We start from the raw sequence: 18,733 nt of genomic DNA, 5'->3' as shown, positions 1-18,733 counted from the left end.
GAAATGCAGATGCCCCTCGATCGCATATCCCTGATGCTGCGCTACGCGGGGTTCGCGCTGCTCTCGATCGCGATCAACTGGCTGATGCAATTCTGCATGCTCCGGACGGTGCCGGGAGCCGGGGCCATCTATGTGGCGCTGATCGCCGGAACGGGGGCGGGATTCGGCGCGAAGTATTTGCTCGACCGGAACTACATCTTCTATCACACCTCGTCCGGTGCGGCGCAGGAGATCTGGGTCATGGCCCTTTATCTAGGGACCAGCGTGCTCATGACGGGCCTGTACCTGACGTCGCAGGGCCTTGTATATTATAAATACGGCGAGTGCGCGCTTTATTACGTTACCGGTACTCTGGTGCTGATCTTTGGGTATACAACCAAATTCATTCTTGACGGATACTTCGTTTTTAAGCCGACATTGAGGAGCGGCGCGTCGGGCGCGCCGATCTGAATCCACCAAGGTGAGGTTTGGCTCGACGCTCAGGGAAGCGGGCGCCGCCTTCCGCTCAATGAACCGAGAAGGACGCGGAACGCCGTCCTGACGCAGCAGGGCATCCGGCCCCGGGCTCAGCGCGCCGCGTCCCCCTAATCGACGTGTGGGACCTCGATGGCTTCGACGGATTCCACGTCGGCGCGGATCCGCTTTCCATCTGCAAGGTGGAGCGTGACGCGGTGTCCGCTGAGCCCGAGACGGGCGCACGCGAAGGTCTTGCCGCTGGCCATGTGCACGATCGGCTGGAGGCGGCGCTCGTCATTCGCTTCGAGGGCGCTGATCCAGTCTGCCATCTCGCGAAACGTCGCTTCTCTCATCATCCGACCTCATCAGGGTGACCGGACGGTGCATGACACCGTCGGCCGAGCCGCCACTCTGGACGGTCTATCAGTCACCGGACGGATGGAAGATACAGTCAAGCCTGCGCCGGAAGATTTACACGATGCGGTGACAATGACGCAGGCGGATGCACAGCGTCCGTCCTGGGTTCGCGCAGACCGTCGGGCGGGCTCGAGCGGCGGTTGCGCGTGCCGGCGCGGGTGGCTGGTGGAGGCGGAATATCCGGCCGATGCGCAAGTGGTCGAGACGCGCACCGGCGGGGTCGCGCGCTTCAGGATCCAGAGATCGACCGTCAGCCTGAGAACCGGACCTGCTTGGGCAGGCAGTCGCGAGGCGCGCGCGTTGTAGGATCTCGGTGGGACCGGATCATCCCCTCCGCGTCCTCATCCTGAGATACGGCAAAGACGCCGTGAGGGCGCCCTCCAGCCAATCGCGCGATCCCTGGAGCCCGCCTTCGAGGCCTCCGCTGCGCTCCGGCACCTCAGGGTGAGGGCAGGCATGGGACAGACGCTCGCCGTCGCGGCTCGCCAGCACGCGCCTCGCTCGCGCAGCGCGTCGCAATCCGAACGGCCGCGGCCCTAGCGCGCATTCCGGTAGGCGCGCGACGAGAAGACGGTCGTCAGGATGATGCGGACATCCAGAAGTAACGACCAATGGTCGATGTAGTATAGATCGTGCTCGACGCGCGCCCGCATCTTGTCGTCGGTGTCCGTCTCACCGCGAAGCCCGTGGATCTGGGCCCATCCTGTGAGGCCCGGCTTGATGTTGTGGCGGCGCGCATAGGCCGGGATCTTGCTCTCGTACTCCCAGTCGTGCGCCAGGGCGTGTGGACGAGGCCCCACCAGGGACATGTCTCCGCGCAGCACATCGAACAATTGCGGCAACTCGTCGAGGTTCGTCCGACGCAGGATCGCGCCGACCTTGGTGATGCGACTGTCGTTGACCGTGGCCTGACGGATGACCGGCCCATCGTCCAGGGTGTTCATGGTGCGGAATTTGGTGATCCGGAACGGCCGCTGATTGTACCCATGGCGCTTCTGCCGGAAGAACACCGGACCCTTGGTGTCCATCTTGATGGCCACGGCGACGAGGATCATCAGCGGCGCGAGGGTCACGAGGCCGGCGAGAGCAGTGACGATGTCGAACATGCGCTTCGCCACCTGATCCAAGGCGGAGAGCGGCGGCCGACAGAGCTTGACCGCGCTGTTCCAGCCGAACCGCCGGACTTCGATCGTCTGCGGATCGTAGAGTTCCTGATCAAGGAGGAGATTGAGCCCCACCGGCAGATGGGTACAGCCGCGCACGATGTGGTGGATCAGGTCGCGTGCCTGTTCCGGCAGGAGGATGACCACTTCTTCGACGGCGGCTCCGCGCAGGGCGGCGATCCTGTCCACGACGATGCCGCGCAGTTCATCCTCGTCTGCGACGCCGGATGGGCAGACCGCCCAGTCGGGCAACTCGAAGGCCGTGAACCGGACGGCCATCCGGTCGGGCTGCTTGATCCTGAAGGCGGCGATCGCCTGAGCGGTGCCGATCAGGCCGATGCGCTGGGCCTCAAGGTAGCCGGTCCGGACGGCGGCCTCGATCAGCCGTGCGGCCGCGGCTCGTCCGAGGAGCAACCCGCCGCAGCCGGCCGCATATTGCGTGAACAAGCTGCCACGCGAGTAGAAATCGGTGACGTGCGTCAGGAAGAGGAGGCAGACGAGGACAGAGAAGGCGCTGTTGAAGCTGAAGAAGGCCTTGCGGGTGAGCTTGCCCTCGTCGCCCTGCTGCTCGACGCTGTAGCCCCCGTCGAAGACCATTGCCACGACGGTCGCGGCCGCGAGGCCAAGCGAGACGGCGATATAGATCTCGATGTCGCGCAACTGACCCGCCAGCGCGAACTGATAGCCGATCGCGCCCAGAAAGGCGCTGCCGCTGACCAGCATGAGGTCGATGGCTGCCAGGATGACGAGGAGGTCCTTCGACAGAAGGCGGAGGCGCGGGATCCGCGCTTTGGCGGCGGCCGTCGTGAGGCCCTCGGCCGTACGGCTGCCAAGCCCCGCTCCTGGAAGAGCCGCGCCCGCGAGTCCGGTCCTCGGGAATGTCGTTTCGGCCTGCAGGCTCGCCATAAGCGTCTCCAACGGCGATCGAGATCGATCCTTGATAGGGACGTCGCACGACGCCCCCGGGAGAGATTGCGCTGCGGTCGCGCGGAGAAGGCGCCATGGCCGCGCCCGCACCATCGGCGAATTCCGCTCGCCGAAGGCAGGAAGGCGGGTCTGCGCGCGACAGGCCGAAGGCGCCGAGGCACGGCCGGTCCGATGACCGACGCGATCCCCTCAGCGGCAAGAATCTTGATCGAGCAGTGACATAAGGTGTTTTAGACCTGACTCATCAACTCTCGACAGAAGTTTAGGAGGAATTTAGATCGATAGATTGACAAATCTCAAGCTATTGCGAGCCCCCGGCGGCGTTGGCATTGATCCATTCTGAAGCCTGGCTTCGGGCTTCGAAGGTCAGAGCCGCGGCTCAACCGTCGGCGCTGAATCGCTCACGAATTTGAGCATGATGCGGTCGCGCTCCACCTTGGCGCCTCTATGTACCAGATCCAGGTAGTACTGCGCATAAGGAAAGAATCGTAGCTGCGGATCCGGATATTTTCCCCAGACTAGATCGGTCTTGCTGTCCGATGTCGGCGGGCCGTACTTGCCGATCAGGGCCTTCCGGAAAATCTGGAGGGAGGCGTCGTTGACCGCCCCATCCTGCTCGGTAGACACTTGGTAGATGAGCATCCGCCCCGGATGATCGGGAAGATCTTCGACGAAGTTGACATTGACGCGGCGTTCCTGCTCGCGCCAGTTGAGCGAGCCGATGCAATTCCGCTCCACCGCCCGTGTGTTGACCACCCCCCGTTTGCGCGCTTCCCGCCATTGTTGCTCGTAGGCGATCACGTCGGCGGCGCATTCCTTCAAGGAGACGTTGCGCTCCGTGGCGTGGGCGCACTCCATGATGTGCTGCGCGTCCTCCAAGGTCATGCCGAGCTTGAGGCCCCCGATATCGAACTCGCTGACGTCGGATGGCCGGACGGATGGTCCGCGGGCCGCCTCACAGGTCGACGGGTTGGGTTCCGGCTTCTCGGGCGAAGCAGGTTCGGGCGCGATCTCGACCTGGGCGGGATAGGCGAGGAGGACGGCGCCCACGATCCCGCCGCCGAGGAGCACGATCAGGAGGTAAACGACCAGACGCATCGTCCTCGGCTGCCCCCTGAGCCCCAGTCGTCGGGAAGACTGTCGATCGGAGCGGACGGGCGCGGCCGAACGACAGGACGGAGCCGCAAGCCAATCTCAGATCATCCGAGGTCGGCCCGATGGCTGGATTGATCGCGCTTTGCGCTGACCGTTTCAATGGACCGAACAATCGCGCCAAGGTTCGGTGCTACGGCCCTCGCCAGACCGGCAGCGCGGAAAAGGAAACCGGTTCTGACCTGGCGGAACGCGCCGCCAGGATTCCCCGACTCAGTATGGCTGTGACTTTTCGGTTTGCCGGTAGAGGATCTGGTCCCTGTCCATGGCCGGCACGCCACAGGTGCGCGCGCTCGCGTAGGAGAGACGGGAGGCGAAGACATAGCCCGCGCCTCGGACCGATTTGATCAGCTGCGGGTTCTTCGGGTCGATCTCGATTTTCTTGCGCAGCCGGACGATCTGCGCATCCACGACCCGGTCGAGACCGTTCCACTCGCGCCCGCGCGTGAGATCCATGAGCTGATTGCGGGTCAGGACCTGACCCGGATGCTCGACGAAGACTTTCAGCAGCTCGTACTCGCCGGAGGTCAGGACGATGTCATGGCCGAGGGGCGAGGTGAGCTTGCGCCGACTCGGATTGAACTGCCACCCGTCGAAGGAGAAGACCTGCTCGCCCGTGCTGCTGGCGGGCATCGTGGGCTGAACGCGCCGCAGGATGCTCTTCATCCGGGCGATGAGCTCACGGATATGGAACGGCTTCAGGATGTAGTCGTCCGCACCGATCTCCAGTCCGACGATGCGGTCGATGACGTCCGTGCGGCTCGCCATCATGATCAGCCCGACCTTCCAGGACAGGCTTCTGACCTCGCGTGCGAGCTGCAATCCGTCGATGTCGGGCAGTACGAGGTCGAGGAGGATGAGGTCGATCCCGTCATGGGCGAGGCATTGGTGCATGCCGGCCGCCCCGCTCGTGTCTCGGACGCTGAACCCCTCCAGCGCGAGTTGCCGCGCCAGGGCCGAGCGACTCTCCTCGTCGGGATCGGCGATCAGCACGCGGTGTGCTCCAGGCAACACGCTTCGCAGCAACCAACGTCTCCCGACGCAGGCGAGGCACATCTCGCTATGGGAGTCTAAATAGCACGTGTATTCGTCGGTTAATAGCATCATATGTGAGATTCCGTCTGCAAGATGTCAATCAATGCGCTGACGGGCTCTGTCGCCGCGGCGTTTGTTTCAATTCTGGAAACCGCTGGATTGATTTGACGTCCCCCAACGTGCCGGTTTCAGACGCGTAGTCCTCCTCAGCCCGCCGACGGCATCGGCCGCTGGCGGACGGAGCGGAGCTTCGACGCGAGGTGGTCGCACACCCGCGTCCGCAGGGCTGCCATGTCGGTCCCGAGGGCCCCACGCGGCGTTGCGAAAAACAGGATCGTACAGGCGAGAGCCAATCCCGCACCCCCTGTGACTTGCGACGGCCAGAAGCCGAGTGAACGCGTGGCCCAGCTCAGCAGCATGTCGAGGCCCGCGGCCGAGCTTGCCCAGGCTGCGGCCGTCCCATGCATCCGCAAGATCTGAGGTCCGGACAGGCGCAGGCGGTTCGAAACAGCGCGCAGCGACAGACAGTAGTAAAGCGTTGTCGCCGCAGTCACCGCCCCGGCCACACCGTTGAGGCCGAGCGTTGTGACACACAGGGACAGTCCGACGATGCTCATCAGATAGAACAGCTGCCGTCCGGCGACGGGCCAGAACTCGCCTTTCGCCATCAGCAGGGAATCCGAAATCTTGTAGCTGATCCGCGGGAGCAGCCCCAGGGCGAGAAGCTGAAGCACCGGGATCGATTGCCCCCAATCCGGTCCCAGGAGGATCCGGACGGCCGCCTCGGCGTGGAGGACGAGGGCGACGCTGGCGATCGCGAAGGCCGGCAGGCTGGCGGCCATCGCGCGCGAGAAGGCCTCGACTTGGCGGTTGGGCTCGTGGGCCATCGCCGCGAACGTCGGGAGGAGCACGCGGGACAGACTCGATCCGAGCACGTCCTTGGCGAGATTGACCAGGGTGGCGCCGCGCGAGAACAGACCGAGCGCGTGCGCGCCGAACAGCGTCCCGACGAGAAAGTTGGGACTGCTTAGGGCCGCCCAGTTGATGACCTGCATGACCGTGCCGGCGTAGCTCGCCTTCGCCCGGTCCCGGGCGGCCGCGAGCGGAGGCCGACGAAACCTGGGGATACGGGCGGCGCGCGCCGTTAGGGCCGCTTCCAGGATGCTCGCCGCGAGGAGTCCGACCAGCAGGGCCTGGATCTGGAAGCCGGCCCAGGCCAGGGCGAGGGCGGGCAGCACGTTGCCGAACAGGTTGCTCTGAAGGGCGATGATCGTGTTGTCGCGGAAGCGCCCCTCGCGCTGAAGGATGGCGGACAACACCGAGATCCAGGCGCGGAACGGCATCGTCAGCGAGGCGAAGACCACCACCATGGCGGGGATGATCTCTCGGCCCGCCAGCGCCTGCCCGACCTGCGCGATGGCCACGAGGCCCGCGGAGAGGATGAGGGCGACGCCGGTCGCCAGGAGGAGAGCCATATGGACGTGGGCCGTCGAGATCTGGGCCCGCTGCACGAGTGGCACCGCAACGCCGCCCTCGACCACCTGCGCGGCGAGGTTGGCGATGACCGCGACGAGAATCATCACACCGAAATCCGCCGGCGACAGGATACGCGCGAGGACCGCCGTCGACACGAGGGACAGCATCATGCCGAGCAGCCGCGCGGCGGCGAGCCAGCCGACCCCACGCAGGACGCCGCGTGACGACACGCCGGCATGGACGAAGGACCGTGCGGCGGGACCCGTCGCGGATCGGGGCTCAGGCTCGGCCATGATGTCCCCCGAACAGCCCGGACGCGGCGGGCCCAGCCGCACTCTGCGCGAGCGTGCGCGTGAGCGAGTCGTAGACGGCGACGGCCGCCACTGTGCCGTAGGTATCGGCGATCCGCTCGGCCGCCGCCTCACCCAGCGCGCGGCGCCGCCCGGCATCCGCGAGCAGACCCGAGATCTGCCGGGCGACATCGTCCGGCTTCGGCGGCACCGGCGCGTGGATCGCGTCGAGCCCGTCGCGGGCATATTCGAGCACGCCGCCGACGGGACTCGCGATGACCGGCAGCCCGACCATCATCGCTTCGGCCACGACGATGCAGAACCCTTCCTCATCGCTCAGATGCACACACAGATCGTGCTCCCGCGCCGTCTCGTACCAGCGGGGTCGGAAGCCCGCGAAGGTGACGCTCGCGCCGAGGCCGAGCGACTCCGCCAGCTGCATCAGCCGCGGACGGTCCGGACCGTCGCCGAAGATCGTCAGGGTGCAGTCGTGGCCGTCCCGGCGGAGGCGCGTCAGGGCTTGCAGCAGCACGTCCACCCGCTTGCGCGGAATGAGCCGCCCGGCGGTCACGATCCGCGCGGGCGTGCCGAGCCGGTACTCCGTCTTGCGCGGTGCCTGCGCATCCGCGACGAACAAGGGCACCACCCGCTCCCGGGGACGACCGCGATGATAGCGCCGCGCCCCTCCAGGGTGACGCGGCAATCGGCCCAGACCTCATCGACGCGCGGGGAGAGCAGCCACAGCAGGGCCGCGTAGAGGGTCGTCAGCCGTCCGGCCTCCAGCTTCGCGATGTGCTCGAAGGCGATACAGCGGATCGCGCGATGGTCGAGGAGCGCGAGGCGCCCGACGATGTTGGTCTGCCGGAGCGACAGCACCACCGTGTGCGGCCGGAAGGTACGAAGCGTCGCCCGCAGGGTCCGGAAGCCGCGCCAGAGGCCGGCGAGCGTCAGCTTGGGTCCGTCCGAGGCGAGGACGAGATTTTCCGGCCCCACGAGCCGCCCGATCGCCGCCCGCAGCTCGGGCGCGCCCTCATGCAGACCGATGACGCGGACGTCGCAGCCCCTGAGAAAGCCATGCTCCAGCATGGTCTGAAGGCCGATCTCGGCGCCGCCCTTGTTGAACCCGTTGATGACGTACAGAACACGGCACGGCGACATCGTCCTACACCTTGGTTGAGCCCACGGACGTGCGCAGGTGATAGACAAGGCCGGTCACGCGCAGCTTCAGCATGGCGAGGTTGATCCAGGCCAGGGCCGAGACGGGCCGCAAGGCGAGGGCGAGCCGGTAGAAGCGGCTCGCGCTGTCTGGGCGCCCGTCCCGCGCTTCCAGGTTCCCGAGCTTGCGCGCGCGCTCGGAGAGGCGACGCGGGATGTGGGCCAGCAGCCGCGGTTCGCTCCGGGCAGGTAGAACGCCACGAAGGCGTGATGCATCATCAGGTCCTGGCGCTTATTGGTGATGCTCGAGCCGTGATTCCGCTTGTGGACGTAGTGTGGATCGGCGAGGGCGCGATACCGCGTGATGCGGGCAAGGCGGCCGAAGAACTCGGTATCCTCGAACACGCGCAGGCTCTCATCGAAGCCGCCGGCGAGTTCGAACACGGAGCGCCTGAGGAGGACCGATGAGGGAATCACCGGCGGATCGCTCAAGAAGTAGCTGAGCGCGAGATCACGCGAATCCGTGTGATCCAGAACGCGCACGGGCGTGAGCGCGTCCGGGGCATGGTTCTGGAACAGGCAGAAGCCCGTGTAGACGAGCCCGGTTTCGGGGTGCTCCGCGAGCGCTTGAAGCTGCGCGGCGAGCTTGCCCGGCATCCAGAGGTCGTCGGCGTCGAGGAAGGCGATCAGAGGGGCGCTGCAGTGGCGGACCGCGGCGTTGCGGTTGCGGGAGGTCCCGTACCCCCCGTGACGCAGCACCGTGATGCGGGCATCGAGCCCGCGGAGGCGCTCCAGCACCGCGACGGTGGCGGCGTCCGATCCGTCATCCGCGACGACGATTTCGCTGATCGCGTCGGCGGCGGTCTGCGCGAGCACGCTCGAGACCGCCTGCTCGATCCAGGCGCCCTCGTTGTAGCAAGTCAGGATGACGGCGACGCTGCCGAGACCGGCGGCGCTCACGAAGCGCTCCGGACGTCGAGGCCGGTCGGCAGGACAGTGACGCTGGCCGCGTTGCGCTTGGCACGGAGCGCGCTGCGGTAGATCTCGTTCAGCCGGTGGTACATCCGCTCGGCGCCCCATTCGCTGAGGTCGATGGCGGCTGCGTTTTCCGCCATGCGCGCCCGCGCCGTCGCGTCGTCGAGCAGGCCGCGGATCCGGGCGAAGAGGTCGATGAAATCGCCCTGCGGACAGAGATAGCCGTTATGGCCGTGCCGGATCACGGCCTCGATCCCGGGCAAGTGAAAGGCCACGACCGGACGGCCCGTGGCGCAGTACTGCACGACGGCTCGCGGAAGTCCCTCGCGCTCGCTGCAGTAGAGGCACAGGTCGGCCGAGGCGATCAGCTCGCTGGTCGCCTCCACGTAGCCCAGGATCTTGACCTTCTGCGAGAGGCCGCGGCGCTGGACCATGTCCTGCAGCGCACTCTGCTCGCGGCCCTGCCCGGCGAGGAGGAAGGTCGTATCGGGAAAGCGTGCCGCCTGCGCGGCGATCTCGTCGATGAGGCGGGCATGCTGCTTCCGCGCCTCGTAATTCGCAAGGTAGAGCACCTTGAACGCCCGGTTGTCGTTGCCGGGGGCGGGGGCTTGACCACGGGCCGCCAATCTCTGGAACGCGGCGATGTCCATGCCGCTGGCCACCACGTGGTGCCGGTCGGCGCCGCCGAGCCCGTGGGCGACGGCGATGTCGCGCATGCCCGCGCTGACGCTGACGAACTGGTCGGTGGCCCGGGCGAGGGCGCGCTCCAGCCCGAGATAGATGGCGCGCTGGGCGGCGCCGACATTCACGAAGGGCAGAATATGGATGCCGTGGATCACCGCGCTGGACCGCATCCGGACCGCCGCTGCGCGCCCGAGAATGCCGGCCTTGCTGGTGTGGGTGTGGATGATGTCCGGGCGCAGTGCCTGGAGGTGATGGCGCAGGGCGATCAGGGCCGCAGCGTCCGCGATCGGATGGATGGGCCGGATCAGGCTCGGAATGCGGATCGTGGTCACGCGCGGATGGGCCCGGGCCAGCATCTCCTCCTCTATCTCGCCGCCGCACAGGAGGGTGACGTCGTGGCCCCGCTCGGCGAATGCGTTGCAGGAGAGCATCGTATTCTCGTCTGCACCGCCGCGGATCATGCGCGTGATGACATGGGCGATCTTCAGACCAGTCTCGACCATCGGCCGCTCCCACCAGATCGGAACAAGATGGCGGCAGGCTAGGCTGGATGACTCACGGACAGTTGATTTTAGTCATGCAATCTATGCTTTTTAGCTCTGAATACGATGGCAAATTCTCGTCGATCTATGCCTTAAGATCCGGCCGAACACAGCCGGCGAACGGATGGTGACGTCAGGCCGAACGGATCTCGCCGGCGATTTGGGCGGCGCAGCGGTGGGCGAGCTGCAGGATCGTCAGCGTCGGGTTCGCGCTTCCCGCACCGGGGAACACCGAGGCGCTGACGAGGAACAGATTCGGGACCCCATGGCAGCGCAGCGCGGGGTCGACCACCGAGCGTGTCGGGTCGAGCCCCATCCGGGTCGAGCCGGCGGGATGCGAGGCATCCTGCGCCCTGTTCAGGAACCGGTCGCCCGATGCCTCGTCGTCCGGCTCCCACGCAATCGGGCTTACCGCCGTCAGCCCGGATTGCGACCAGAACGCCTTGAAATGCCGCAAGGCCGCGAGGAACGTCCGGCGATCCGCTTCCGTCGGAGACCAGTCCAGCCGCACCTGGGGTGTGCCGAACGCATCGAGGCGGTCCGACAGGGTCACCCGGTGCGCCGCGCTCGGGGCCTGCTCGATCCGCATCTCGGCCGTGATGCTGATCGTGTCCGACAGATAGAGCTGGCGGTGCCGCAGGCGCCAGAACAGGAGCCGGTACAGGGTCTCGACGTCCAGTGCCTCCCGCAGGAGCTGCCGGTCGCGATGAGGCGGCGTCTTGCCCTGGATGCGCCGACCCAGGTCGCGCAGAGCGCTGTAGATCGACCGCTCGGGCATCGCGAGCCGGAAGTCGATATAGGCGCTCGGGATCGCGTGCTGGCGCTGCGCCTGCGCGCTCAGCTCGAAATGAAGGTTCCGCCGGGTCGCTCCGGCGACGTGGTAGCCGAGAAGCCGATTGGTCGCGCAGGCGTCGATCGGAAAGACTCGGCCGACCGCCACCTTGAGATGATCGTTGAAGTAGAGGCCGAGCGCCCCGCATCCTGCGAAGGCGCGCTGGTGCGAGACCCGGTCCAGCAGGAGAGCGAGCCGGGTCGTCTCGATGGTGCCCGCCGCGAAGATGAAATACCGGGCCGCGACCCGCAGGCTCGCCCCGTCGGGAGCCCGGGCAACGACCTCGCGGAGCCGTCCGGCCTCAGCATCCAGGCCGAAATCGTGGACGGTGGCGTTGAGGTAGACGGTGACCCGTGCTCCGGCCAGGACCGAGCGCCGCAGAGCCGTGGCGATGTTCCGGTTGCGGAAGGTCGGAAACTTCGCGAATCGACAGCTCACGCCCGCATGCCGCGGATAGAGGCCGAACTTCGGCCAGACCCGCGCCAGGTCCGTCGATTCGAACGGGCGGTGATCGAGATCGAACAGCGTTTCGACCGAGGACGTATGGGCATCCAGTTCCTCGGGATTGATCGGCCACGGCTCGATCGAGGCGTAATCGCGGGCGCCGAGATCGTGTGCGGTCAGGGGCAGGAGCCGGCCGCCCCAGAGCGTCGAGGCGCCTCCGATCAGGCGGACACGGCTCGCCCGCGCCCCGGCATAGCGGCCTTTCGGATCCTCGACGTCGTTGAGGGCTTCCAGGTGCTCGTCCCGGGCGCGGCCGCCGCTCTCCAGGACACAGGTCCGGAGACCGGGGACCGCACCCAGGCGATGGGCGGCGGCAAGCCCGGCCATTCCGCCGCCGACGATGCAGACATCAACCTCCTGCCGCAGGCACGCGCCTTCGGCATCCGACAGGTTGAACACCGTCACCGCCTGACCTCCCCCGAGGCGCTACGTAAGTAGATGCCTCGCAACAGTCATGCCAGCCAGGATCTTGGCGCGAATTCAGTTCTGCACGACATTGCTAGCGCGCGAGCTGTCCAAGGTTCGGTCATCGCAGTGGACGAGAAAGAAGTGTTCCGCCTTTCCGTTGCGATGTTTGGAGAAAAAGCCGGTCCCATAGCAAATTAAGTCCAAGGTGCCGACGCGGCTGCGCTCGTGCGCTAAAATGGGCGGCCTCAATATCGGTCGCGATTGTACGCTGCTTTTCAGGTGTTGCAGCCCCGCGCCTTGACCTTTGTCAAGCATAGGGCCTCACGGCCGATCTACTTTCGTCCCACGGAGCCAGCGAACCGTCTGTGCGCCCTCCATCGCGAAAGGGACGAACCGCTCCATGCGCATCGTATTCCTGATGCCGACCTACTATCCGGACAGCTTCGGCGGTGCCGAGCGTCAGACCCGCATCCTCGCCCGCTCCCTACGCGACCGCGGCGCGGCGATCACGATCCTCACACCGACCCTCCAGGCGCAGGCGGCCGGAACCGACGACCAGCCCGAGGGTCGGGTGGTCCGCCTTCCGATGCGCAGCGATCCTGCCCTTGGCGGTCGTTACGTCTTCTCGATGCTGCATTTCTGGTTTCGCGCCTTCCTCTGGCTCGCCCGCCATCGCCGCTCCTACGACGTCATCGCGATCCAGCACCTGCGCCTGCATGCGTGGCCGGGCTTGGTTGCCGGACGGCTGTTCGGGAAGCTGCTCTCGGCCAAGCTCGGGCGCGGGGGCGAACATATGGAGTTGCGCCGGCTGCCGGCGCAGAAGCTGCCCTTCGGCAAGCTCGTGGTCTCCCTCGCGCGCCGCTCGCGGCTCATCTTCGTGGCCAACAGCAGTGACATCGCGGGGGACCTCGCCGCCCTCGGAATACCCGCTGACCGGGTGGCGCGGGTGCCGAACGGGGTCGAGTGCCCGATGGAGCCGGGGGCGGCCTACCGCGCTCCGGATGGCGCATGCGTGTTCGTCTATGCCGGCCGGCTCGCGCAGGAGAAGCGCGTCGATCGGCTGATCGAGGCCTTCCGGATCTTCGCCGCCGAGCACCCCGCGACCCTGCGCATCTTCGGGAGCGGCCCGGAGAAGAACCGTCTGATCGAGCAGGCCGCCGGTCTTTCCTCGGTGCGCTTCATGGGCGTCACCGACGATCGCGACGCCATCTACGGGGGCGCGGCCTTCATGATCCTGCCCTCCGATTCCGAGGGCATGTCGAACACCCTGCTCGAAGCCATGGCGTACGGTGCCGTGCCGGTCATCACCGATGTCAGCGGCGTCGGAGACCTCGTCGTCCCCGGGCAGTCGGGTGTGATGCTGGCGGACAACACCCGCGACGCGATCCTGGAGGGCCTCGTGACCGCCGGCGGCCTCGATGCGGCGCAGTGGGCTGCCATGAGCGCCGAGGCGCGACAGCGCGTGTGCGAGAAGCACGCGATCAATGTCGTGGCCGAGGCGTATCTGCGCCTCTATCGCGAGATGGCCGATGACCGATTGAATCGGGCGCCTCCTGCACGCGGCCGCGACATTGGCAGCGCCGAGGCCGGCGTCCCGGCGCCTGTTGGCCAATGATCGCCCGCGCGCAGGCCGCCTGCATCGCGCTGCATCGGTTCGGGCTCGGCGCCCGTCCGGGCGACCTCGACGCGGTCGCCGACGACCCGCGGGCCCGGGTGGCGGCCGAACTCGCCGGTGGCGCCGCGGTGCCTGAGGGCATGCCCAGCCTCGCCGAACTCGTCACCCACAAGATGCGCTGGGAGCAATACCTCGCCTCCACAACCGCGCGCCGGCCCGCCATGGCCATGGCCGATATGCCGGCGTCCGGCATGGGTCTCAACGGACGCGCGAACGCCGCGCCTCCATCACCGCCCGAACTGCCCCCCGGCGTCTTCCGCCTTCCGGAAGGACGCTTCTACGACAAGGAGGTCGAGGCACGCCTCGCGATCCTGCCGCAACCGGCCATCGGCCTGACCGAACGGCTCGTCTGGTTCTGGTCGAACCACTTCGCGGTGGGCGTCGCCAAGAGCGGCTGGCAGCGCATCACCGCGGGGGCCTTCGAGCGGGAGGTGGTGCGACCGCGCGTCCTGGGTCGCTTCGCCGACATGCTGAAGGCCTCGACCCGGCACTTCGCGATGTTGACCTACCTCGACAACAGCAATTCGATCGGTCCCAATTCCCCAGCCGGGCGCTCGCCGTCCGGCGCAGGCCGGGCGGGTCTCAACGAGAACCTCGCCCGTGAGATCCTGGAGCTGCACACGCTGGGCGTGGACGGCGGCTACGGGCAGCGCGATGTCGAGAACCTCGCGCGCATGCTCACCGGCTGGACGACCGGCGACGCCCGCAAGGGAGCCGTTGCCGGCAGCTTCGTGTTCAACGCCGCCGCGCACGAGCCCGGCGCCAAGGTGCTGCTGGGACGCACCTACCCCGAGGCCGGCGCGCAGGAGGCGCTGGACGCCCTCGACGAACTGGCCCGCAAGCCCGCGACCGCCCGCTTCATCGCGTTCAAGCTCTGCCGTCATTTCGTCGCCGACCAGCCGCCGGAGGCCCTCGTCCAGGCGCTCGCCGAGACCTACCGGCGGACCGACGGGGATCTCGGCGCCGTCACGCGCGCGCTGGTGGAGTCCGATCTCGCCTGGGGCGAGCGGGTGAAGCTGCGCACGCCCCAGGAATTCCTGGCGGCGGCCCTGCGCGCCACCGGCGTGCCGCTCTCGGCAGAGGGCTTCACCCTGATCCTGCGCAGCCTCGCCCAGAGGGTCTGGGACGTGCCGGGCCCGAACGGGTTCCCCGATACGGAGGCCGCGTGGCTCTCGCCCGCCAACTTCCGGGCCCGGTTCGAGGCCGCCTCCGTGGTGGCCGAGCACGAGCGGACGGACCGGGATGTCGGGGAGCTCGCGGCCGCGATCCTCGGTCCCGCTTTGACCCGCGAGACGAGCGAGGGCCTGCGTGCCGCCCCGAACAGACGGGAAGCCATCGCCGTCCTGCTCCTGTCACCCGAATTCCAGCGGAGATGACCATGGCGTACGGACATGGGGCCGGGCCGACCCGCCGGAGCCTGGCCTTCGGAGCCGGGGCGCTCTACGCCTGGGCCCACGCGCCCCGCTTCGCGCAGGCGACCACCGGCCGCGACCCCCGCCTGCTGGTGGTGATCCTGCGCGGTGCCCTCGACGGATTGTCGGCCGTCGCTCCGATCGGCGACCCGGCCTATCGCGGCCTGCGCGAATCGATCGCGCTTGAGGCCGGCGGCGCGAACCCGGCCCTGCCGCTCGACGGCTTCTTCTACCTGCACCCGGCCATGCGGGAGACGGCGCGCCTGTTCCGCGAGCGCAAGCTGTCGGTAGTCCATGCGGTCGCCACGCCGTACCGCGACCGCTCGCATTTCGACGGACAGGACGTGCTCGAGAGCGGGACGCCGCGGCCGGGCGCGTCCCGGACCGGCTGGCTGAACCGGCTCGCCGCGCACCTGCCGGCCGGGCGCGCGCTCGGGCGCGGCGAGGGGCAGGCGGGCAATCCGGGCGCGGGCGGCCTTGCCATCGGGGCCTCGACGCCTCTGATCCTTCGCGGGCCGGCTCCGGTGCTCGCGTGGTACCCGTCGGATCTGCCGGCGGCCACAGCGACGCTGTTCGACCGGATGGAGCAGATCTACGCCCATACCGATCCGAAGCTCGCGCAGGCCCTCGATCGCGCCATCGAGACCGACCGGATGGCGTCCGAGGCCGGGATCGGCGCGAACCTCAACACCCGCACCCAGCCCCACGTGCAGGCCGCACGCTCCATCGCGACCGGAGCCGCGCGGTTCCTCGTCCGGCCGGACGGCCCCCGGGTCGCGGCCCTATCCTTCGACGGCTTCGACACGCATGCCCATACCGGCGGCGCGTCCGGCCGGCTGGCGGATCTGCTGCAGGCCCTGGACGCGGCCTTGCAGGCCTTCGAGGTCGAGCTCGCGCCGGTCTGGCGGGACACGGCCATCGTCGTCACCACGGAATTCGGGCGGGCCGCCCGGCTCAACGGCACTCTCGGCACCGATCACGGCAACGGGACCATCGCGCTGCTGGCGGGCGGCGCGATCGCCGGCGGTCGGATGATCACCGACTGGCCGGGCCTGCGCGAGAACCAGCTCTACGAGCGGCGCGATCTGATGCCGACCCTGGACCTGCGGGCCGTCCTGAAGGGCGTCGCGATGGATCTGCTGGGCGCCTCCGACGCCGCCCTCTCCCGGGACGTGTTCCCGGGGACCGAGCACTTGCCGCCGGTGCGGGGGCTGATCGTCTGAGCGCGTCCTGATCGAGCACCGGCCGGATCGGCCCCGAACGTGGAGTTCCTGGTATGCTGGCAAGCTTCGAAGATTACGCAGGTCTGTTGCGCCATCCGGGCCGGCCCGACGAGCGCGTGGTGATCACACCCGGCAAGGCCGGCGCGGTCCGCGCCGCCTCCGCGCTCTCCGCCTTTCCTGTGGTGCACGGTCAGCCAGTGCTCATCGACTTCGAGCGGAGCGTCGTCCGGCGCGCCGATCTCGGCGAGGAGGGGCTCGCGCCGCTCATCGACCGCAAGCCGCATTCCGGCCTGCGCCAGATCGCCAAGGCGCTGTTTCCCTCGACCAAGCGCAGCCGCGCCAATTTCAGCGCCCTGATCGCGGCCGCCAAGGCCTCGGCCGACGATCCGATCGTGGTCGTTGTGGGCGGCGGGACGCGCGGGGAAGGCTCCCGCGACCTCTACGCAGATCCGGGCCTGAAGGTCATCGCCTTCGACGTCTACCCGAGCACGGACCTTTCCTTCATCGCCGATGGACACGCCATTCCCCTCGCGGACGCCTCGGTGGACGCGGTGGTGGTGCAGGCGGTGCTGGAGCACGTCGCCGATCCGGCCCGGATCGTCGCGGAGATCGAGCGCGTGCTCAAGCACGGCGGGCACGTCTACGCCGAGACGCCGTTCCTGCAGCACGTGCATGAGGGGCCGTACGATTTCTGGCGGTTCACGGAGAGCGGGCACCGCCTGCTGTTCCGCGCCTTCGAGCCCATGGCGCGGGGGTCCCTCGGCGGCACGGGCCTGTCCGCCTACTGGGCGATCCGCGCGCTGATGCGGGATCTGACCCGCTCCCGGAAGCTCGGGGGGCTGCTCTCCCTGCCGTTCCTGCCGCTGGCCTTCCTCGACCACCGTCTTCCCGAGGCGCGACAGGTCGACAGCGCGAACGGCGTCTATTTCCTGGGACGCAAGCCGGCCCAGGTCCCTGCCTCGACCGCCAGTCTGCACCCGCAGGACATCTATCTCGGTCACCAGCGGTGAGGTTTGCCGCGCCGGGCCTCACGCCCGGCGCGTGACGATCCGAGCGGGCGCGCGCACGAGGAGCCGGCGATGCGCGACCGCCGGCAGCCGCATCAGACGCGATAATAGTCCCGGTACCAGCGCACGAAACGCTCCACGCCGACCTCGATGGGCGTGCTCGGCGCGTAGCCGGTGGCTGCCGAGAGGTCTTCGACATCCGCATACGTGGCCGGCACATCGCCGGGTTGGAGCGGCAGGAACTCCTTCTGGGCCTTGCGGCCCAGACAGGTCTCCAGCACCTCGATCAGGTGCAGCAGCTGCACCGGCTGGTGATTGCCGATGTTGTAGACCCGGTAGGGCGCGTTGCTGGTGCCCGGGTCGGGCACATCCGAATCCCAGCCCGGGTTGCTCCGGGCCGGCTGCTCGGCAAGCCGCACGATGCCCTCGACCACGTCGCCGATATAGGTGAAATCGCGCATCATCTGACCGTTGGCGAAGACCTTGATCGGCTCGCCCGCCAGGATCGCCCGCGTGAACAGGAACAGCGCCATGTCGGGCCGTCCCCACGGCCCGTAGACCGTGAAGAAGCGCAGGCCGCTGCACGGGATCCGGTAGAGATGGCTGTAGCAGTGGGCGAGCAGCTCGTTCGACTTCTTGGTGGCCGCGTACAGGCTGACCGGATGATCGACATTCTGATGGACGGAGAACGGCATCTGCGTCACCGCGCCGTAGACCGAACTGGATGACGCGTAGAGGAGATGCGCCACCGGATTGTGCCGGCAGCCTTCGAGGACATGGAGGAAGCCTTCGACGTTGCTCTTCACGTAGACGTGCGGGTTTTCCAGCGAGTAACGCACGCCTGCTTGGGCGCCGAGATGGATGACGGTGTCGTAGGCCTGCGCCCTGAAGACATCTTCCATAGCCGAACGATCGGCCAGATCGATTTTCCTGAAGGCGAAGTTGCTGTAAGACGAGAGATTGCTGAGGCGGCTCTCCTTGAGCGCGACCTCGTAATAGTCGTTGAGGTCGCCGACGCCGATGACGGTGCGACCGGCATCCAGATAGCGCTTGGCGACATGGTATCCGATGAAACCGGCGGCGCCGGTCAACAAGACAGCTTTCATTCAGCGCTCCCGTGACGAAGTGACGACCGGCTAACACAGGTTGCATCGAGCGATGTTTGGAAATATCAATCTTTCGCCCGTTTGGACGACCCACTTGTCCACAAAATGCATAGCGTGACGGGGCTGCGTAGTGAGTACCCTATGTCACACGCTAACACGTTGTAATTCGCGTGAAAATACGGTGTCCGAGCAAGATGGAAGCATATTCTGCCCGGGCAATATGCAGAGAGTGGGTCGGAAAAGCGGCATTGTTACATTCTGTCGATCATCTGTAACCAAATATCGAATCTCGTG

Annotated in this window: 16 protein-coding genes; 5 read left to right on the top strand and 11 right to left on the bottom strand. The window is 67.4% G+C overall.

The genetic code is table 11. The annotated features are described in order from the left end of the window. Positions 1-3: 3 nt before the first annotated feature. Complete coding sequence (locus M6G65_RS20045) at positions 4-450, top strand: GtrA family protein (RefSeq protein WP_238196813.1); 447 nt, start codon at positions 4-6, stop codon at positions 448-450. 134 nt (positions 451-584) lie between these two features. On the opposite strand, the gene M6G65_RS20040 is transcribed toward M6G65_RS20045, so the two are convergent. From M6G65_RS20040 to M6G65_RS19995, 10 genes are all read right to left on the bottom strand, one after another. Beyond that, entirely contained in the window at positions 585-785 is a 201-nt protein-coding gene (locus tag M6G65_RS20040) for a hypothetical protein (RefSeq protein WP_192707929.1), read from the bottom strand. Between the two features lie 624 nt (positions 786-1,409). Beyond that, positions 1,410-2,942, bottom strand: a complete 1,533-nt coding sequence (locus M6G65_RS20035) for an exopolysaccharide biosynthesis polyprenyl glycosylphosphotransferase (RefSeq protein WP_238196814.1) — start codon at positions 2,940-2,942, stop codon at positions 1,410-1,412. 387 nt (positions 2,943-3,329) lie between these two features. Further along, entirely contained in the window at positions 3,330-4,061 is a 732-nt protein-coding gene (locus M6G65_RS20030; RefSeq protein WP_238196815.1) for a hypothetical protein, read from the bottom strand. 267 nt (positions 4,062-4,328) lie between these two features. Then, positions 4,329-5,108: a winged helix-turn-helix domain-containing protein gene (locus M6G65_RS20025; protein ID WP_250102773.1), complete on the bottom strand. Its 780-nt coding sequence runs from the start codon at positions 5,106-5,108 to the stop codon at positions 4,329-4,331. A gap of 248 nt (positions 5,109-5,356) precedes the next feature. Continuing rightward, positions 5,357-6,919, bottom strand: coding sequence for an oligosaccharide flippase family protein (locus M6G65_RS20020; protein WP_250102772.1), 1,563 nt, complete (start codon positions 6,917-6,919; stop codon positions 5,357-5,359). Next, positions 6,906-7,559 (bottom strand): glycosyltransferase, encoded by a 654-nt coding sequence (locus M6G65_RS20015; protein ID WP_250102771.1) that lies wholly within the window; start codon positions 7,557-7,559, stop codon positions 6,906-6,908. Before M6G65_RS20015 ends, M6G65_RS20020 begins: the two co-directional genes overlap by 14 nt. Beyond that, complete coding sequence (locus M6G65_RS20010) at positions 7,484-8,074, bottom strand: glycosyltransferase family protein (protein WP_250102770.1); 591 nt, start codon at positions 8,072-8,074, stop codon at positions 7,484-7,486. Before M6G65_RS20010 ends, M6G65_RS20015 begins: the two co-directional genes overlap by 76 nt. A 66-nt stretch (positions 8,075-8,140) precedes the next feature. Beyond that, positions 8,141-9,031, bottom strand: a complete 891-nt coding sequence (locus M6G65_RS20005) for a glycosyltransferase family 2 protein (protein ID WP_250102769.1) — start codon at positions 9,029-9,031, stop codon at positions 8,141-8,143. Next, positions 9,028-10,233 carry a glycosyltransferase gene (locus tag M6G65_RS20000; protein ID WP_238196820.1) on the bottom strand — a complete coding sequence of 402 codons (1,206 nt, stop codon included), beginning with the start codon at positions 10,231-10,233 and terminating at the stop codon, positions 9,028-9,030. Before M6G65_RS20000 ends, M6G65_RS20005 begins: the two co-directional genes overlap by 4 nt. A 172-nt stretch (positions 10,234-10,405) precedes the next feature. After that, the gene (locus tag M6G65_RS19995; protein WP_238196821.1) at positions 10,406-12,013 is read right to left on the bottom strand and encodes a GMC oxidoreductase; all 1,608 of its coding nucleotides are present in this window, start codon (positions 12,011-12,013) and stop codon (positions 10,406-10,408) included. Between the two features lie 403 nt (positions 12,014-12,416). Here M6G65_RS19995 and M6G65_RS19990 point away from each other — a divergent pair, with 403 nt between their 5' ends. Genes M6G65_RS19990 through M6G65_RS19975 form a run of 4 tightly spaced genes read left to right on the top strand, consistent with a single transcriptional unit; the run spans position 12,417 to position 17,336 of the window. Then, positions 12,417-13,631, top strand: coding sequence for a glycosyltransferase family 4 protein (locus tag M6G65_RS19990; protein WP_238196822.1), 1,215 nt, complete (start codon positions 12,417-12,419; stop codon positions 13,629-13,631). Continuing rightward, positions 13,628-15,067, top strand: coding sequence for a DUF1800 domain-containing protein (locus M6G65_RS19985; protein WP_238196823.1), 1,440 nt, complete (start codon positions 13,628-13,630; stop codon positions 15,065-15,067). Before M6G65_RS19990 ends, M6G65_RS19985 begins: the two co-directional genes overlap by 4 nt. After that, positions 15,064-16,326 carry a DUF1501 domain-containing protein gene (locus M6G65_RS19980; RefSeq protein ID WP_238196824.1) on the top strand — a complete coding sequence of 421 codons (1,263 nt, stop codon included), beginning with the start codon at positions 15,064-15,066 and terminating at the stop codon, positions 16,324-16,326. The genes M6G65_RS19985 and M6G65_RS19980 overlap by 4 nt, the downstream gene beginning before the upstream one ends. Before the next feature lie 53 nt (positions 16,327-16,379). Beyond that, positions 16,380-17,336 carry a class I SAM-dependent methyltransferase gene (locus M6G65_RS19975; RefSeq protein ID WP_250102768.1) on the top strand — a complete coding sequence of 319 codons (957 nt, stop codon included), beginning with the start codon at positions 16,380-16,382 and terminating at the stop codon, positions 17,334-17,336. A gap of 92 nt (positions 17,337-17,428) precedes the next feature. On the opposite strand, the gene M6G65_RS19970 is transcribed toward M6G65_RS19975, so the two are convergent. After that, positions 17,429-18,439, bottom strand: a complete 1,011-nt coding sequence (locus M6G65_RS19970) for an NAD-dependent epimerase (protein WP_250102767.1) — start codon at positions 18,437-18,439, stop codon at positions 17,429-17,431. Positions 18,440-18,733 lie beyond the last annotated feature (294 nt).

Source organism: Methylobacterium tardum (assembly GCF_023546765.1).
Lineage (GTDB): Bacteria > Pseudomonadota > Alphaproteobacteria > Rhizobiales > Beijerinckiaceae > Methylobacterium > Methylobacterium tardum.
The sequence above is the reverse complement of the archived record's forward strand: the minus strand, read 5'-3'. Positions and strand labels throughout refer to the sequence as shown.

Excerpts from the sequence above, each read along its gene's own strand:
- M6G65_RS19975 (WP_250102768.1), top strand. The coding sequence starts at position 16,380 with ATGCTGGCAAGCTTCGAAGATTACGCAGGTCTGTTGCGCCATCCGGGC.
- M6G65_RS19970 (WP_250102767.1), bottom strand. The coding sequence starts at position 18,439 with ATGAAAGCTGTCTTGTTGACCGGCGCCGCCGGTTTCATCGGATACCAT.
- M6G65_RS20030 (WP_238196815.1), bottom strand. The coding sequence starts at position 4,061 with ATGCGTCTGGTCGTTTACCTCCTGATCGTGCTCCTCGGCGGCGGGATC.
- M6G65_RS19990 (WP_238196822.1), top strand. The coding sequence starts at position 12,417 with ATGCGCATCGTATTCCTGATGCCGACCTACTATCCGGACAGCTTCGGC.
- M6G65_RS19980 (WP_238196824.1), top strand. The coding sequence starts at position 15,064 with ATGACCATGGCGTACGGACATGGGGCCGGGCCGACCCGCCGGAGCCTG.
- M6G65_RS20000 (WP_238196820.1), bottom strand. The coding sequence starts at position 10,233 with ATGGTCGAGACTGGTCTGAAGATCGCCCATGTCATCACGCGCATGATC.
- M6G65_RS20035 (WP_238196814.1), bottom strand. The coding sequence starts at position 2,942 with ATGGCGAGCCTGCAGGCCGAAACGACATTCCCGAGGACCGGACTCGCG.
- M6G65_RS20045 (WP_238196813.1), top strand. The coding sequence starts at position 4 with ATGCAGATGCCCCTCGATCGCATATCCCTGATGCTGCGCTACGCGGGG.
- M6G65_RS20040 (WP_192707929.1), bottom strand. The coding sequence starts at position 785 with ATGGCAGACTGGATCAGCGCCCTCGAAGCGAATGACGAGCGCCGCCTC.
- M6G65_RS20010 (WP_250102770.1), bottom strand. The coding sequence starts at position 8,074 with ATGTCGCCGTGCCGTGTTCTGTACGTCATCAACGGGTTCAACAAGGGC.
- M6G65_RS20020 (WP_250102772.1), bottom strand. The coding sequence starts at position 6,919 with ATGGCCGAGCCTGAGCCCCGATCCGCGACGGGTCCCGCCGCACGGTCC.
- M6G65_RS19985 (WP_238196823.1), top strand. The coding sequence starts at position 13,628 with ATGATCGCCCGCGCGCAGGCCGCCTGCATCGCGCTGCATCGGTTCGGG.